The 15,724-nt window shown below is 61.7% G+C and carries 16 protein-coding genes and 1 pseudogene; 15 read left to right on the top strand and 2 right to left on the bottom strand.

Going from position 1 to position 15,724, the window contains the following annotated elements; all coding sequences use genetic code 11:
- The first annotated feature begins 266 nt into the window (after window positions 1-266).
- From AC0L3U_RS15025 to AC0L3U_RS15010, 4 genes are all read left to right on the top strand, one after another.
- A complete protein-coding gene (locus tag AC0L3U_RS15025) occupies window positions 267-611 on the top strand; it encodes a hypothetical protein (protein WP_473362223.1) in 345 nt (114 codons plus the stop codon).
- Window positions 612-622: 11 nt separating this feature from the next.
- On the top strand, window positions 623-886 hold the full coding sequence (locus AC0L3U_RS15020) for a DUF2934 domain-containing protein (protein ID WP_473362222.1): 264 nt from the start codon (window positions 623-625) through the stop codon (window positions 884-886).
- Between the two features lie 55 nt (window positions 887-941).
- Window positions 942-1,295, top strand: a complete 354-nt coding sequence (locus AC0L3U_RS15015) for a BA14K family protein (RefSeq protein ID WP_473362221.1) — start codon at window positions 942-944, stop codon at window positions 1,293-1,295.
- A gap of 323 nt (window positions 1,296-1,618) precedes the next feature.
- Window positions 1,619-1,768 carry a hypothetical protein gene (locus AC0L3U_RS15010; protein ID WP_473362220.1) on the top strand — a complete coding sequence of 50 codons (150 nt, stop codon included), beginning with the start codon at window positions 1,619-1,621 and terminating at the stop codon, window positions 1,766-1,768.
- Window positions 1,769-1,891: 123 nt separating this feature from the next.
- Here AC0L3U_RS15010 and AC0L3U_RS15005 read toward each other — a convergent pair whose 3' ends face one another.
- Window positions 1,892-2,137, bottom strand: a complete 246-nt coding sequence (locus tag AC0L3U_RS15005; protein ID WP_473362219.1) for a DUF3551 domain-containing protein — start codon at window positions 2,135-2,137, stop codon at window positions 1,892-1,894.
- 431 nt (window positions 2,138-2,568) lie between these two features.
- On the opposite strand from AC0L3U_RS15005, the gene AC0L3U_RS15000 reads away from it, so the two are divergent.
- The 11 genes and pseudogenes from AC0L3U_RS15000 (at window position 2,569) to AC0L3U_RS14950 (ending at window position 13,195) form a co-directional block, all read left to right on the top strand.
- Window positions 2,569-2,766 (top strand): DUF3311 domain-containing protein, encoded by a 198-nt coding sequence (locus AC0L3U_RS15000; protein ID WP_473362218.1) that lies wholly within the window; start codon window positions 2,569-2,571, stop codon window positions 2,764-2,766.
- Window positions 2,763-4,228 (top strand): annotated as a pseudogene (locus AC0L3U_RS14995) (sodium:solute symporter family protein). The gene AC0L3U_RS15000 and the pseudogene AC0L3U_RS14995 overlap by 4 nt, the downstream one beginning before the upstream one ends.
- Window positions 4,229-4,385: 157 nt before the next feature.
- Complete coding sequence (locus AC0L3U_RS14990; RefSeq protein ID WP_473362217.1) at window positions 4,386-4,646, top strand: hypothetical protein; 261 nt, start codon at window positions 4,386-4,388, stop codon at window positions 4,644-4,646.
- Between the two features lie 286 nt (window positions 4,647-4,932).
- Window positions 4,933-6,111, top strand: a complete 1,179-nt coding sequence (locus AC0L3U_RS14985; RefSeq protein ID WP_473362216.1) for an efflux RND transporter periplasmic adaptor subunit — start codon at window positions 4,933-4,935, stop codon at window positions 6,109-6,111.
- 1 nt (window position 6,112) lies between these two features.
- On the top strand, window positions 6,113-9,256 hold the full coding sequence (locus AC0L3U_RS14980; RefSeq protein WP_473362215.1) for an efflux RND transporter permease subunit: 3,144 nt from the start codon (window positions 6,113-6,115) through the stop codon (window positions 9,254-9,256).
- Window positions 9,257-9,455: 199 nt separating this feature from the next.
- Window positions 9,456-9,602, top strand: coding sequence for a hypothetical protein (locus AC0L3U_RS14975; protein ID WP_473362214.1), 147 nt, complete (start codon window positions 9,456-9,458; stop codon window positions 9,600-9,602).
- 847 nt (window positions 9,603-10,449) lie between these two features.
- Complete coding sequence (locus tag AC0L3U_RS14970; RefSeq protein WP_027567585.1) at window positions 10,450-10,722, top strand: hypothetical protein; 273 nt, start codon at window positions 10,450-10,452, stop codon at window positions 10,720-10,722.
- Window positions 10,719-11,000: a hypothetical protein gene (locus tag AC0L3U_RS14965; protein WP_473362213.1), complete on the top strand. Its 282-nt coding sequence runs from the start codon at window positions 10,719-10,721 to the stop codon at window positions 10,998-11,000. The genes AC0L3U_RS14970 and AC0L3U_RS14965 overlap by 4 nt, the downstream gene beginning before the upstream one ends.
- A 131-nt stretch (window positions 11,001-11,131) precedes the next feature.
- Window positions 11,132-12,385 carry a cation:proton antiporter gene (locus AC0L3U_RS14960; protein WP_473362212.1) on the top strand — a complete coding sequence of 418 codons (1,254 nt, stop codon included), beginning with the start codon at window positions 11,132-11,134 and terminating at the stop codon, window positions 12,383-12,385.
- 164 nt (window positions 12,386-12,549) lie between these two features.
- Window positions 12,550-12,750 (top strand): hypothetical protein, encoded by a 201-nt coding sequence (locus AC0L3U_RS14955; RefSeq protein ID WP_247453462.1) that lies wholly within the window; start codon window positions 12,550-12,552, stop codon window positions 12,748-12,750.
- A gap of 76 nt (window positions 12,751-12,826) precedes the next feature.
- Window positions 12,827-13,195: an SPW repeat domain-containing protein gene (locus AC0L3U_RS14950; protein WP_473362211.1), complete on the top strand. Its 369-nt coding sequence runs from the start codon at window positions 12,827-12,829 to the stop codon at window positions 13,193-13,195.
- Between the two features lie 64 nt (window positions 13,196-13,259).
- On the opposite strand, the gene AC0L3U_RS14945 is transcribed toward AC0L3U_RS14950, so the two are convergent.
- Window positions 13,260-15,632, bottom strand: a complete 2,373-nt coding sequence (locus AC0L3U_RS14945; protein WP_473362210.1) for a membrane-bound PQQ-dependent dehydrogenase, glucose/quinate/shikimate family — start codon at window positions 15,630-15,632, stop codon at window positions 13,260-13,262.
- Between the last annotated feature and the right edge of the window lie 92 nt (window positions 15,633-15,724).

Raw genomic sequence — 15,724 nt, 5'->3', positions numbered from 1 at the left:
GCCGGAGGCGCCCGCAGGCTTCGGTCCCGTATCACTCATGCTGATGCTCCTTCGATCGAATATTGAGACGTTGCCCGCGCGTCGTTCCGACGCTGCCTGGCGATCACTTGAAGTCTTCCCAGCACTTGGCCGTTCCTTCGCTACGCGCAGGATTAGCGCTCGCGAGCCGCACCGCCCTTCGATCACTACCTGCGCGCTGCAGCGGCCGTTAGGAACGATACGCAACGCCGAACGCTAATACGTGCGAAGAAGACAGGAGCGTAGCGTTGGATCAGGACGAACTCAACAAATCATCGGAATCGGAATTCGCCAATACGGCACAGGTGCGGGGATCTGACCGGGTACTGCTTCCAGGCATATCAGGCAGAGAGGACGATCTGGGGGCTGATCCGGCATCTCCGTCGGCCGCGGATGTCGATCGGCCTGTCGGCGCGCGGCCAAGGAGCGAGGTCACGGGGCAGCACCAGCCCGGGATGGGCGCCAACGAAACCGTCGACGGACTGAGTGAGACGGAAGAAGCAGTGCGCGCGGCAGCCGAGGACGAGACTGAAGTCGACGATTTTGAGAGCCCAGTGTTCGACCGAGGCGACTCGATGCCGAAGATCATCTGAAGGGCGAGTACATGATCGACGATATCGAGCAAAGAATACGCGAACGAGCTCATCGTATGTGGCTCGACGAAGGACAGCCAGAGGGCAAAGCCGAAGCCCATTGGGAGCTCGCGCGTCTGGCGATCGCGTTTGAGGACGCAAAACCCCAGATGCAAAGACCTATTACAAACGATACGGCCGAGCCGATCGAAGCTTTGTTGAACCAGGGCGAATTTCCGACTCTCACCGATCAAGGCGAGCAGCACGCGCCTGGCGACATGGCCGATCCAGGCTGACTTGAATAGTCCCCCAGCGACACAATAGCCCAGCCACCACACCAGGAGACTGCCAATGACGTTCGTAAGCAAACTTGCAATCGCAAGCTTCTTGATCGGGACTGCCTGCGCTCCGGCGGAGGCGGCACCGATCGCGCCTTCGTCGATCACGCCGGACGCCAACATTCAGCAGGTCCAATATCGCCATTGGCACGGCGGTTATCGCGGTGGTGGGTGGCGGCACCGTCATTATGGGGGCGGCGCCGCCGTGATCGGCGGATTGGCCGCGGGCGCTCTGATCGGCGGTGCGATCGCCAACAGTCAGGCGCAACAAAACGCGAGCGCGTACTGCGCACAGCGCTTCCGTTCGTATGACCCGACATCGGGTACCTATTTGAGCAGCGACGGCTCGCGGCGACCCTGCCCATAAGGGAGGCGGTCCGAACTTTCATCTCCCGTTCGGAGTTGTCGTTCGAAGCGGCGATGATTGTTCAGACGACGGCAGCCGAAAGGCATCGCCACCTGCCGCCGAACATGGGGGCCCCAGTCGCCGGAGAAAAGGCTGGGGCCCAATAGGTCCGCTCTGCGGGTCAGACCGCGGAGATATCAAGAACCCACGCTTTTGCAATTCGCTCTAAAGGACAGCTCCGCTCCCGAGATCGGCCGCCGGCGTGGATGCGCGGGTGCGGCGGCTGAGGGTGATGTCAAGCCACGAATGCCCCGTCGCGCCACTCTCCAGCAATGGGAGTGATCATGAAATACACGATCCTAACTCTGCTCGTGTTAGCGAGCCTTCAGGCAGCCCGAGGCGAGTTCAAGGCCGTGTTCTTCTTCGTCATCCTCGCGTTGGGCGCACATTTCGGGCCCCAGCTGAAGAAACCTGAGAGTTCAGGAAAGCATTGAATGGGGCAGTCGGCCCGCGCCGGTAGCTCGCAACGGCAGAAGCGCGGCGCGCTCCGCTCTGCGTGCGCTGAATGTTTAAGTTGGTCGGGCGGAACAGGCCACTCGCGCCGCTCGTTCCTTCAACTACCGCCAGCCTCGGTGGCGGTCCTGCTGCCGGTATGCGGCGCGCGGATTGATCCCGCAACCGACATTCCGGCCAGACGCCGAAGCCAGGCATTGAGCGCGTGTCGAATAGCTGCAGTCGCCTGGGTAGCCGACGCCTTTGCCCTGAATGCACCAACGGTAATCCTGCGCCTTGGCAGCAGGCGCGGAGAGTAGCAGCACGCCGGCTGCAACGAATGCGGCCGATTGGATCGAAAGTTTAAGCATATGAAAAATCTCCTTGATGTGCGCCGGTCAACGGAGCGAATCGCGCGCCGTTCCTGAGGGACTTCGTGAGGTGGCCGAGATGTTTCAGATCAGCATGACGTACACCGCGGTCGCTATGACGATTGCGAGTCCGACAACAGTGACGCCGAGGACGACTTTGCTCATTGGAGGAAGTCTGGAGTGCAGGACTATCAATGGTGAGTTAAGTGTCCCGTTCCGAACTCGGACAAGGGAAGGGACGCTGATCTGGACCACGAAATGAAAGTCCAGCATCTCCGCAGAGGTCACCCCGTCCATCTGTCCAGGGCACCCCGACTGTGGGCCCGGCGGGCGCCGAACGGCCAGATCTTTCATCCGGTGTTCACGTCCCCCGGAAGTCACAGGAACTTTTGCAGAATGCACCGGTTTTGGCCACAGCAAGAGTTTCCGCCATGCGCCGCATACACTGGATCGCCGTCGCGCCGTTCCTAGCCCTCCTGATTGGTCCGTTCTTCGTCAACCGGGTGCACCCGCTCGTCTTCGGCCTGCCGTTCCTGCTGGTCTGGATCGTGGCCTGGATCCTCCTGACGTCGCTCATCATGGCGGTGATCTACGCGGTTGACCGCGCCAACCAGGAGAGTGAACCGTGAATGGCGCGCTCCCGTTTATAGCGGCTGCGGCACTGCTGGCCCTCGCGCTCGGCTTCCTCGCGCAGCGCGGGAAGGACATGAACCTGGAGCAATGGACGGTGGGTGGCCGTGGCTTTGGGGCCGTGTTTGTCTTCCTGTTGCTTGCGGGAGAAATCTACACCACCTTCACGTTTCTCGGCGGAAGCGGCTTCGCCTACGGCAAGGGCGCGCCGGCCTATTACATTCTATGCTATGGCACACTTGCCTACGTGCTCTCATATTTCATGCTGCCGCCAATCTGGCGCTTTGCCAAGGAGCACCGGCTCTACTCGCAGTCCGACTTCTTCGTCCGCAAATATGACAGCCCGGCGCTCGGCATCATCGTGACGCTCGTCGACATCGTCGCGCTGATTCCTTATCTGGTGCTTCAGTTCAAGGGACTCGGGATCATCGTTGAAATCGCCGGCTACGGGGCGATTTCCTCTAACGTCGCGATCTGGACAGGCGCTGCCGTCGTGGCAGGCTATGTCATGGTGTCGGGCGTGCATGGCTCGGCGTGGACCGCCGTGGCCAAGGACATCCTGATTCTCGTCATCGTGGTTTTTCTCGGCCTCTACCTTCCCTGGCACTATTACGGCGGACTCGGGTCGATGTTTCAGGCGATCGAGCAAGCCAAGCCCGGCTTCACGGTCCTGCCCCCGCATGGTGAAAGCCTGTGGTGGTTCTCGTCCACCGTACTGCTCACGGCGCTCGGCTTCTACATGTGGCCGCACAGCTTCGGCTCGATCTATACCGCCCGAAACGCGACCGTGATTCGCAAGAACGCGATCGTGCTCCCGCTTTATCAGCTCATCCTGCTGTTCGTCTTCTTCGTCGGCTTCGCGGCGATCCTGCAGGTGCCCGGGCTGACCGGGCCGGACATAGACCTGGCGCTGTTCAACTGTCGGTCAAGACGTTCGATCCGTGGCTGGTCGGCATCATAGGGGCCCCCGGCGTGCTCACCGCGCTGGTGCCCGGATCCATGATCCTGATGACCACGGCGACGCTGATCGCCAACAATCTTTACCGCGTGGTCGCCCCTTCCGCCGACGATCGGCAAGTCTCGCGGGTGGCAAAGCTGCTCGTGCCGGTGATCTCGCTCGTCGCGGTGTTCTTCACACTGAGGGGCGGGGAGACCATCGTGGCTCTCCTGCTGATGGGATACAGCCTGGTCACGCAGTTGTTTCCCTCTCTGGTGCTCAGCCTTGGGAAACGCAACATCGCAACGCGTGAGGGGGCAGCCGCTGGCATCCTCGCCGGTATCGCCACGGTTGCGTTCGTCAGCCTTACCGGTCTCAATTTCCATAAATTGCCCTGGCTGCCACCGCAGGTGCAGGATCTCAACATCGGTATCGTCGCGCTGGCGGTCAACTTGATCGTGCTGATCGCCGTCAGCTTGGGCATGCGGCTCGCGGCGGCCCCTGCTCATGCGGCCGCCGAATAGGCGCTGCTAAAACTCCCGCACCGGAGCCGAGCGCGTTTGGAGCTAACACAGGTTAAGGAGCGCTCCCTGACGCGAGGAACGACTTACCATCCGGGACAGTTACTCGCTCGCTTCGTGGACGAGACTGTTGCAGCGTATCCACCTGCGGAGAGCAAGGATGAAGAGCAAGGCACCTGTTCTGGCGGCACCCGCAATCCTGTTTGCCTTGGCAGCACCGACGCATGCGCGCGCCGCTATTGGACCCGCGATGGGCGGTTATTCGGCCGGCGCGGTTTTTGAAGGCGTCGAACTTCCCAGTTACCGCTGGCTCCACTACGGAAACGAGTACGTGTCGTGGGGCGCAGGCTATCGTGAGCGGGTTCGTCCGTCCTCTGCGGCACGCATGCGGCCGCATCGCGGGCCCTGGCCGCGGCAGTAAGCTTTTCCTTCCTAGGCAGGTCCGCCCGAATGCCAACAAAAGCGAGAAGAAGGTCGATCCCAGTCGTGCTCGCGCTCGCGAGTCCTCTGTGCCGCTGGTGCTAGGGGCCCTCGCCACCTCTCTGCTTCGCCACTGCCGCAGGGAGGGCAGGTCGCCCGCCCGTGCGCGGGTTCATCCCGGGCTGCTCCTGTTTTGCGTCGGATTTGTACTCGCGTCCGCTGCATCTGCCCAAACCCCGCCTGTCGCACCGGCTGCGGTGGGCGTGATCGCTGCGGCGCCACGCCCTATGACCCAGTCAGAGGAGTTCCTGGGACGTGTAGAGGCCGTTCGCCACGTCGATGTCGTCGCACGGGTTTCGGCCTTTCTGACCAAGCGCCTCTTTACGGACGGCAGCGAGGTCAAGAGCGGAGACAAGCTCTACGAGCTCGAGAAGGGCCCGTTCCAGGCCGACCTCGCGGCCAAACAGGCTGCTGTCGCCCAGTTGCAGGCGACATTGGAGAACGCTCGACTGACCACCGAGCGTGCGAGGGCGCTGCTGAGCGGCCCCGCTGGATTGCAGTCCAATTATGATGCGGCGATCGCGAACCAGCGCAGCCTCGAAGCCCAGGTCCAAGCCGCCGAGGCGCAGGTGCAAGCGTCGCAGATCAATCTTGGATACACCGACATCACGTCGCCCATCGACGGCAAGATCGGCCGGACCGCCGTGACCGAGGGCAACGTGGTGAGCCCGTCTTCCGGTGTGCTTACCACGATTGTCAGCCAAGACCCGATGTACGTGACGTTTCCGGTTTCTGTCCGGGAGGCTCTGACGCTGCGCGACCGCTATGCGCCGCGCGGCGGCTTCAGTGCGGTGGTCATTCGCCTGCGCCTGCCCAACGGTAGAGCCTACGATCGCACCGGCCATCTGAATTTCGCGAACAACACGGTCACGACCAACACGGATACCATTACCCTGCGCGGCGAGATCGAAAACCCTCCCACCCAGCACGTCGAGGGCGGCACGCCGATCCGCGAGCTGTTTGACGGCGAGTTCGTGACCGTGCTGCTCGAGGGCGTACAGCCGATCGACGTCCTTGCGGTGCCGCGCTCGGCTGTGCTGTCGGACCAGCAGGGCAGCTACGTCTTCGTGGTCGGAAAGGACAATACCGCGGAGCAGCGCCGCATCCAGGTCGGGCAATCGACTACGACGCTGGCAGGCATTATCGGTGGACTGCAATCGGGCGATCAGGTCATCGTCGAGGGCCTGCAGCGGGTCAGAGTTGGAGCCAAGGTTTCGCCAGCACCGGCAAGCTCGCAGCTCCAAGCCCAAATGAAGGAAATTGCAGAGGAGGGCGGCGGAACAGCAGCCGTTGGCCGTCCACAGGGATCGGCAGCAGCTTCGGGTGGATCAACGACCACTGGCCAAGGCGCTGGCCAGGGAGGCGGCCGGGCAGCAAGTCCGAATAGCAATAAAGGCGGGCGCTGACATGATCTCGGCGATTTTCATCGACCGACCGCGTCTCGCCATCGTGATCGCATTTGTCATAACCATCGCCGGCGGACTGGCGTTGCTGCGCATCGCCGTCGCTCAATTCCCGGACATCGTGCCGCCCCAGGTCACGGTGTCTGGCATGTTCCCCGGAGCGTCCGCCGCCGTTGTCGAATCCAGTGTCGCGCAGCCGCTCGAGGCGCAGATCGTCGGCGTGGACCAGATGCTCTACATGAAATCCACGAGCGGCAATGATGGCAGCTACAGCCTCACAGTATCTTTTGCGCTCGGCTCCGACCCGAACATCGACACCGTCAACGTCAACAACCGGGTGCAGACCGCGCTGTCGCAGCTTCCTTCGGAAGTGCAGGCCCAGGGTCTCAACGTCCAGAAACGATCGTCGGCGGTACTGCAGTTCCTGGTGCTATATAGCGAAACCGGCGCGCAAGACCCTGTCTTCATCACCAATTACGCCATCATCAATCTGCTCGACGCGATCTCGCGGACGCCGGGTGTCGGGCAAGCCAACCTGTTTGCCCGCATGAACTACTCGATGCGGATCTGGTTCGATACTCAGCGGCTCACCAGCCTGAGCCTGGCGCCGAGCGATGTCGTCAACGCTATCCGGGGCCAGAGCGTGCAGGCTCCTGTGGGGCGGATCGGTGCGCGTCCGATCAGCGATCAGCAGCAGTTTCAGTTCAACGTGCAGACCCAGGGCCGCCTGGCCTCGGCCGAGCAGTTCGGCGAGATCGTCTTGCGTGCCAATCCCGATGGATCGGTGCTGCGCGTGCGCGACGTTGCGCGCGTCGAGATCGGCGCGCAGAACCTGGACAGCGAGGCTCGGATAGATGGCAAGCCCGGCGTTCCCATTGGCATTTATCTGGCCCCAGGCGCGAATGCCGTGACGACGGCCAATGCCGTGCAAGCGACGCTGGACCGGATGTCGCCGCGCTTTCCACCAGGCCTGACCTACCGCGTTGTCCACGACTCCACGACCTTCGTGCGCGACACGATCCGCGAGGTGCTTCGGACGCTTGCGGAAGCCTTCATTCTTGTCGTGATCGTCGTGTTCCTGTTCCTCGGCAATCTGCGCGCGACCATCATTCCGGCCGTCGCTGTTCCCGTCAGCCTGATCGGCGCCTTCGCCGTTTTGCTGGCCATGGGCTACTCCGCCAACACGGTGTCGCTGCTGGCGATGGTGCTCGCCATCGGCATCGTCGTGGACGACGCCATCGTCGTGGTCGAGAACGTCGAACGCGTCATGGAAGAGCACCCGGAGCTGTCGCCTGCGGAAGCCGCGAAGGAGGCGATGCGCCAGATCACCGCGCCGATCATCGCCATCAGCCTCGTCTTGCTGTCGGTGTTCGTTCCGATCGCCTTCATACCGGGCATCTCCGGCACGCTGTTCCGGCAATTCGCAGTCACGATCAGCGCGGCGATGGTGATTTCCGCGATCAACGCGCTGACGCTCTCGCCGGCGCTATGCGCGCTGTTCCTGCGGCATACGGGTCCCCGGCGCGGCATCATGGCACGTGTGCTCGGTGGCATCGATTGGACGCGGGATCGGTATGCAATTGGTGTTCGCCGCCTGGTGCGGCTCGCCGCCGTATCCGTCGTGCTGGTCGCGCTCTGTGCCGGCGGCATATTCGGCATGTCTCTGATCACGCCGACCGGCTTCCTGCCCGAGGAAGATCAGGGCGCGTTTTTCGTGATGGTCCAGCTGCCAGATGGCGCCTCCGTACCCCGAACCAGTCAGGTCGCGGCACAGGTCGAGGAAAAAATGCGCCAGCTGGACGGCGTCGATCACGTGCTCTCGATCATCGGATTCTCGCTGCTCGACGCTGGAGCCGAGCCAAATGCGGCGTTGCTTGTCGTCCGCCTGAAGCCGTTTGCAGACCGAACGAGTGCCGAGCAATCCGCGCAGGCGCTGATCGCGAAGGCCTTTGCCATGGGCAGCCAGATCCGTGAAGCGAATGTCATGGCATTCAACCTGCCGCCGATCATCGGCCTATCGACAAGCGGCGGTTTCGAGTACCAGCTCGAGGCGCTGGAAGGTCAGGATCCGAAGGCGATGAACGCTGCCATGAACGGCCTCATCGCCGCAGCCAACCAGGATCCGAGGCTCACGCACGTCTTCTCCACCTTCTCGGCCAACAATCCGTCGATCTATCTGGATATCGATCGCGCCAAGGCGGAAGTCTTGGGGCTGAACATGAGCGACGTCTTCACCGCTCTCCAGGCAACCCTAGGAGGCTACTACGTCAATAACTTCAACCTGTTCGGACGGACCTGGCAGGTCAACGTTCAGGGCGAAGCCAAAGACCGCGCAGACATCGATGCGCTGTGGCAGATCTATGTTCGGAACGCGCGCAACGAGATGGTCCCGCTGCGGTCGATCGCAACTGCGAAGATCGTGCAGGGACCTCAGGTGATCAGTCGGTACAATAACTACCGCTCGATCACCATCAACGGTGCTCCGGCAGGCGGCGTTTCCTCCGGAACAGCCATCGCCGCCATGCAGGATATTTCCAGCAGAACTCTGCCGTCGGGCTTCTCCTATGAATGGACCGGCACGGCGTTTCAGGAGCAGCAGGCCTCGGGCCAGACCGCCGTCATATTGGGTCTCGCGGTGCTGTTCGCTTACCTCTTCCTTGTCGCGCTCTACGAGAGCTGGACGATCCCTGTGCCCGTGCTCCTGTCCGTCACCGTCGGCGTGCTCGGCTCCTATCTCGCGATCCGGATCGCACGGCTCAATCTCGATCTGTATGCCCAGATAGGCCTCGTTGTCCTGATCGCGCTTGCCGCCAAGAACGGCATTCTGATCGTCGAATTTGCCAAGGAGCAGCGCGAGGCCGGGCAGTCGGTCGAGGATGCGGCGGTGCTCGGCGCCCGCATGCGGTTTCGCGCGGTGATGATGACGTCGATTGCCTTCATCCTCGGGCTCGTGCCCCTCGTCATCGCAACGGGGGCTGCCCAAATGAGCCGACGCGCGGTAGGCACTGCGGTCTTCGGGGGGATGCTGGCGGCAAGCTTGATCGGCATATTCCTGATCCCGATGCTTTACATATTCTTCCAGAATGCGCGAGAGCGAGTGAAGGCCCGGTTCGCGCCCGGTGCGAGATCACTGCCGGCCGTCGAGTAGCCAATGCCTTGAACCAGCGCGGGCGCTGGCCATCGCTTGTCCCAGCCGATCGGTCGCGAGCAGATCAGTTAAGTCGATGTCCTCCGAAAGGCGTGGCTCACCGGCTTCGCTGCCAAATCTTGAACGGCGATTGTGGTGAGGAACGTTCCCCCATCGCCTGCATTGCGTTCGCAGATTATAGCTGAAGTGGAGCAATGCGATGAGCTATACTGCGCGTTTATTGACGTTAACGATTGCATTCCTCCTGATCGGGACCGGCATTTGGGCCAATCTCGCTGATAAACCCTTCCGCGATTCACGCGGCGTATGGTTCACCCAAGCGATGCGCGGCATGGCTTCATATTAGGCCGGCCCGGCCCCCGTGAAACGCTGGTAGGGCGGATCGACCGCAAGTCGAATTTTTCCGTTACCCCATCACATGTTATTTCGGTCACCGCCGTTTCGTTTAGACAAGACGTATAGACCTGCTTCGGCCGTGCAGGGCGGATGTACCCCTGACAAGCCGCAAGGCCTCGGCTCCGGCCGGGGCCTTTTGCATGTGAGGCGAGGCTCGCGCGGATGGCTCCCCCTCAGTCGAGCGCTTGAAAGCGATTCGAGTGGACGCCGCTTCAAGAAGCGATCAGGCCATGGGCTCGTCGTCGCGAGGTGGCGCATTTGTTCGCCGCCCGTTAGGGCTGAGATCGCTGGGGACGATACGGTTGTTACGATCGACTGCGACTTGCGCCGGCGCGCCGGAATCTCCGGCTCGTGCCGAGACCTCTTTCAGGATCTGGCGGGACTCGCGCGCGGCCTGGCTTCGGCCAAGTTCCTGCCGGGATTTTCGCCGGCCGGCGGTCAGACGAGCGATGGCCAAGACAAGTACCAGCGCAAGGACTGCAAACGCGATGATTTCCATCGGAGATGAACAATGTGGACGGCGCCGCAGTTCCTAGTGAGCTGGCTTCGGCCCCCCGTCTGAACAGAGAAAAGCCGCCGGCTTCCTCACCCTGACAGCTTCAGAAGTCCGTAGCTGTTGATCATCTTCTCAGCTGCCGGCGTACCGCCGTTACCTTGTTCGCGCATGCCGGCTCTTCCGACGCAGGCGGCCGTGTCTGCTGTGATCTGAAAGCAGAGATTGCGAAGCGGCAGCCCAGCCGGAAACTGTCTTAGGAACCGCCGCGCATCGTTGCAGTTGCCGGTCGAAGGAGCCGCCCATGCGAAGCCTAAGCCTAGGTCAAGCAATTCTCATCGTTGCGTTGTGCGCCATGCTCGCACTTGTCGTGGTCGGTATCGTGTGGGTCTCGGATGCAACCAATGGCGTCGACGACGTCGCCATGGACGAGAACGGCTGGATCGCACTTGGCCTTGGATCGTTCTTTTCGCTCGCGATTGGCTGCGGACTGATGGCGCTGATGTTCTTTAGCAGCCGGCGTGGGTACGACGAGGCTGCAGATCCATTTCGAAAACGGAGCCGAGATAGAACATGAAGTATATCGCGATTTTTCTAAGCCTCATGTTTGGCAGTTTGCCCTTTGCCCTCGCGCAGAGCAATTCGGGCGGGTCGGCCGCGGGACAAACGACGACCAATTCGTCGAGCGTTCAGGGTACCGCGGGCACGAACGCCAGCGGCACCATCCATACCAACCAGGGCAACAGCTACGGCAACAATGCGGCGGGTGGGATCAGTCCAGGCAGGGGTCGGACGGGCCAACCTGCGACGAGCAACGCCACGTCCGGCTCATCAGGGCAGGGCAGCGACAAGTAGCCCGCTGGCGAAGTCAGACGAGCGGGCGCGGCTCAAGTCGCGTGCTGCGCCCGGATACTGGCTCTCCAGTTTCGCCGTGGTGACGTGCCAGCCTGGACTATCGAGCATGCGGCCGCGATCAGGGCCGAGGGATGTCGCCACTTTCATTCATAGCATTGCTATTCTGTCTTGCGTCCACGTTCGGTCTTCTCAACCGGACGGTTCTGCGGCTTCCCGGTACGATTGGGCTGACGGTGGTTGCGCTCATGGCATCGCTTGTCGTGATCGCGTTCGGCGCTCTGTTTCCCGCTTTGAACCTGCGACTGGCACTCCAGGACTTTCTAGGGATCCGGGAGTTGCCGGATACGCTGTTGAACGGCGTCCTCTGCTTCCTGCTTTTTGCCGGTACATTGCAGGTCGATGTTTCTGCGTTGTGGTCCCGCAAGATCACGGTTTTTCTTCTGGCGACGGCCGGCGTAGTAATCGCGACCGCGCTGTTTGGGCTGGGGATCTATTTCGCCTTCAGCCTCACCGGGGTGAAGATGCCGCTCTCCTGGTCCCTCGTGCTCGGTGCAATTCTGGCGCCAACAGATCCCGTGGCTGTCGGTACGATCCTGTCGCGAGTTGGATTGTCCAAAAAGTTGCAGGCGGTGATGGCGGGAGAGAGCCTGTTCAACGATGGCGTAGCGGTGGTGCTTTTTCAGACCGCGCTGTCCTATGCGGTAGGGGCGCATCCCACGTTTGGCTCCATCAGTTTTGATCTTTTGCGAGAGATTGGTGGCGGCGTCATCATTGGCGCAGGAAGTGGCTGGATTGGTTATATGGCCATGAAGCGCATCGACGACTATCCCCTGGAGATCACCATGTCATTGGCTGTTGCGAGTGGGTCTTATGCGCTCGCGAACGGTCTCGGCGCCTCCGGCCCGATCGCGGTGGTGCTTGCGGGCCTTTTGATCGGCAGTCGCGGACGCCGCAAGGCAATGAGCGAAAGGACGCGCCGCAATCTTGCGCTGTTCTGGTCAGTGGTCGACGAGATTCTGAACTCGCTGCTGTTCTTGCTGATCGGCTTCGAGATGCTCGGGCTTGCGCGTCTCGAAAGCTCGACCTTGTTCGTCATGGCAATTGCGATCCCGCTCGGTCTGCTCGTCAGAGCGGCAAGCATCATCGGCACCGCCTTGTGGCTTCATAAAAGGAATCCGAACCGTTGGCCCGCAATCGTCGTCCTGACCTGGGGTGGGTTGCGCGGTGCGGTTTCGGTTGCCTTGGCGCTGAGTACCGGCTCCAGCGAATGGAAGAGCGAACTTCTGGCGATCTGCTACGCGGTGGTGGTGTTCTCGATCGTTGTTCAAGGGTTGACGCTGGAGCGGGTCGTGCGGCTGACTCGTTGGAAGGACGGAGTTGAGTGAAGCTCTCTTGAGTCATGGCGAAAAAGTAAAAGAAGCCGATGCTCGAGCATCTTGCACGTGGGCGCAGACGACGGCCAGCTCAAAAAGTTCTCACATTTTAACTCAATTGAATCACCGAAATCCCGGATTCCGGTATCGCTTCGGGTGCCGGAAGAGGAGTTCCCATGTTCGACGCCGAAACTACCGCCATTCTGCGGGCGGTTCTCGATGAGGTTTGCGTGAGCGTCTCCCGCTACGAAACCAGCGCTCGCACATATGTCGCCTCCAAGCTTCTCGAAGCTGCGATGGCCGGCGATACTTCGGTCGCCAATCTGAAGCACGTCGGGCGAACCGCCCTCGGCGAAGCCCCCACAATGTGGCGCTAGAGTTCAAGTGAGCCTCAGGGGGCCAGCAGCTCGGGCCGACTTGGTCCGCCTTCAGCTCGACAGGCCGGAGACCGCAATGCGCTTACTTTCCACATCAATCCACGGAATAGCCGACTATTCCGTGGGGCTGATTGTGCTGCTGCTGCCCTATCTCTACGACATGCACAGCACACGGAAGACCATCCTTCTGCTGCTTGGCGGAAGCGCCCTGGTTTATAGTCTATTGACTGACTACGAGCTCGGCCTCTTGCCGGTCATTCCGTTCCGATCGCACCTTGCCCTGGATCTGCTGTTCGCGGCGGTCATGATCGCTGCAAGTATGCTCGTCTCCTTTCCGCAGAGCAGTCGAATCGTGGTTGCCAGCCTCGGCGTGCTCGCGATCTCGGTAGTTGTTTTGACCAGGAGAGATCGAGCGGATCAGGGGCCGACCAAGACCCGGACCTGATCTCGCCGCAGAGGCGCGCAGCAGCTTTCGCCGGCAGTCCCACAACCAGGTTAAAATCGTCGCCCTATGGCAGGCGGTAAGCGATGGTGTAGTCTCCATACCGCGTGCCGAGAGCTCCGTGGCCGCCCGCGGTAATGACCAGATATTGACGGGCGTCGGAACCCATATAGGTCATCGGCGTCGCTTGGCCACCCGCGGGTAAACGATCGCTCCACAGCTCCTTCCCGGTGCTCAGGTCGAACGCGCGCAGATACTGGTCCGTCGTCGCGGCGATGAAGATGAGTCCGCTCCGGGTCACGACCGCGCCGCCTACGTTGGGAGCGCCCGTGCCGAGCGGCAGCGGCAAGCGCACGCCGAACGGGCCGGTATCGCGCGAGGTCCCGAGCGTCACGTTCCAAAGCAGCTTCCGGCTCTTCAGGTCGACTGCGGAGAGTTGGCCCCAAGGCGGGCCGGCGCAGGGTGTACGGAAGATGCCGAGCCAGGGTCCCACCGCTGCAATGAACGGCGTGCCGCGCTGGGGGTAGTAGTTCATTCCGGTGTTCGGAGGCGGCGCCTCGCCCACTTGACTGCCACCCGATACTTGCTTCGCTTCAGCGCTGTCTTTCGGAATCATTCGAATCTTGAACGGCATCACCATGGTGTTGAGCACCATGATCTTGCGCTCGGGATCTATCGATGCGCCGCCCCAATCGGACACGCCATCGAAGGCAGGGTGCCCGATGATGCCTTGCGTGCTTTGCGGGGTGAAAATGCCCTGGTAACGGAGGCGATGGAATTCGATCCGGCACATCAGTTGGTCGATTGGCGTCGCGCCCCACATATCGCTCTCCTTCAACTGTTGCGGCGTGAAGGAAGGCATTCCAACCGAGAACGGCTGCGTCGTCGATATCGGCTGGCCGGGCACAACGCCATCGGTGGGCACCGGACGTTCTTCAACCGACGCGACGGGCGCTCCGGTCTCCCGGTTCAGCAGGAAGATCTGCCCCTGCTTCGTTGTCTGCACGAGAGCGGGAACAACCTGCCCGGACTCCGAGGGCAGATCTACGAGGGACGGCCCAACCGGAAGATCGAAGTCCCACTGGTCGTGATGTACTGTCTGGAAAGACCACCTCTGCTTGCCTGTGGTAATATCCAGGGCAACGATCGAACTGCCGTACTTATTGTCGAACGGCCGGCGATTGCCGATGAAATAGTCCGGCGTGGCGTTACCTAGCGGCAGATATACCATGTTGAGCTTGGGATCTGCGGTGAGCGTCCCCCAGACGTTCGGAGTGCCCCTTGTATAAACCTGATCCGGCGGAAGCGGCCCGGTCGCGTCGTCCCCGCGGCCCATGTCCCACACCCAAACGAGCGCGCCGGTCTTTGGATCGTAAGCGCGAACTACACCCGAGGGTTCGTCCACCGCCTGATTGTCGCGGATACGGCTGCCGACGATCATGCGACCATTGATGACGAGCGGCGGCGAGGTGGAAATGGTGTAGCCCGCCGGCGATGATCCCATGTTCTCGAGCTGGTTGACAAAGCCCTTGTCGCCGAAGCCCTCGCATGGCTTTCCACTCTCGGCGTCGAGCGCCACGATTTGCGCATTGAACATCGGAGCGTAGATTCGACGCGGACAGGCGGGATCATCCACCTCGTAATAGGCAACGCCGCGACAGACCAGATAGGGATTGCCGTCCCGATCGAGTTTAGGGTCGAAGCGCCATTTCGTCTTGCCCGTCGTCGCGTCGATGGCCAAGATGACACTGTGCGGAAAGCAGGTGAACAGCGTGTCTCCGATCTTGAGCGGAGTGGCTTCGCTGTGGAATTCGCGCTCGTGGCGGATTTCGGCTTGGTCGGCACTATCACCTGAGCGGTTGGTCCAGGCTACCTTCAGCTGACCTACGTTGGCCGGCGAAATTTCGTTCAGTGCGGCGAAACGGTCTCCTTCGGGGCCGTGCCCGTAAAATGGCCAATCATTGTCGGTTGCCGCGGTACGGTCGACGGGAGCCGTCATTTGCGAATGCGCGGCCTGGGGCCCGAACCAGGTGCCCGCTGCCCATAGCATTCCGGCAATGACGAGTCCGGCCGCTGCGACAGACCCACGCCGGTCCATGCGCAACGGCGGAGCAAGATTTCGCGTCACCCAGGGCATCAACAAATAGAGCCCGAGCAGCGTCGGGGCGACGACGCGGGGCATCAAATTCCATGGGTCTAGGCCGCTTTCGGAGAACGCCCAGATCAGGGTGTACAGCCAAACTACGGCGTAGATGACCAGGGCAAGCCGACGGCCAAGGATCAGCAAAATGCCGGTGGCGATCAGGCCGATCCCAGCGATCAGGTAATACCAGCTGCCGCCAAGCGCGACGAGCCATCCGCCGGCCCCGGCAAAGAAGACACCGAGAAGAATGAAGATCGTGCCGGAGATCACCGGGCGGGAGCGAATGAGCTGGTACATTAGAGCTTCCTTGCGCGAACACACAAGCCGGCCGCGCCCCGGAACGAGCAGAGGATTGGCCCATTCGCGTGAAGGCGGCCGGCACCACACGC

This window comes from Bradyrhizobium sp. Kon69 (genome assembly GCF_055807515.1).
This window is presented reverse-complemented; position numbering and strand designations above follow the sequence as displayed.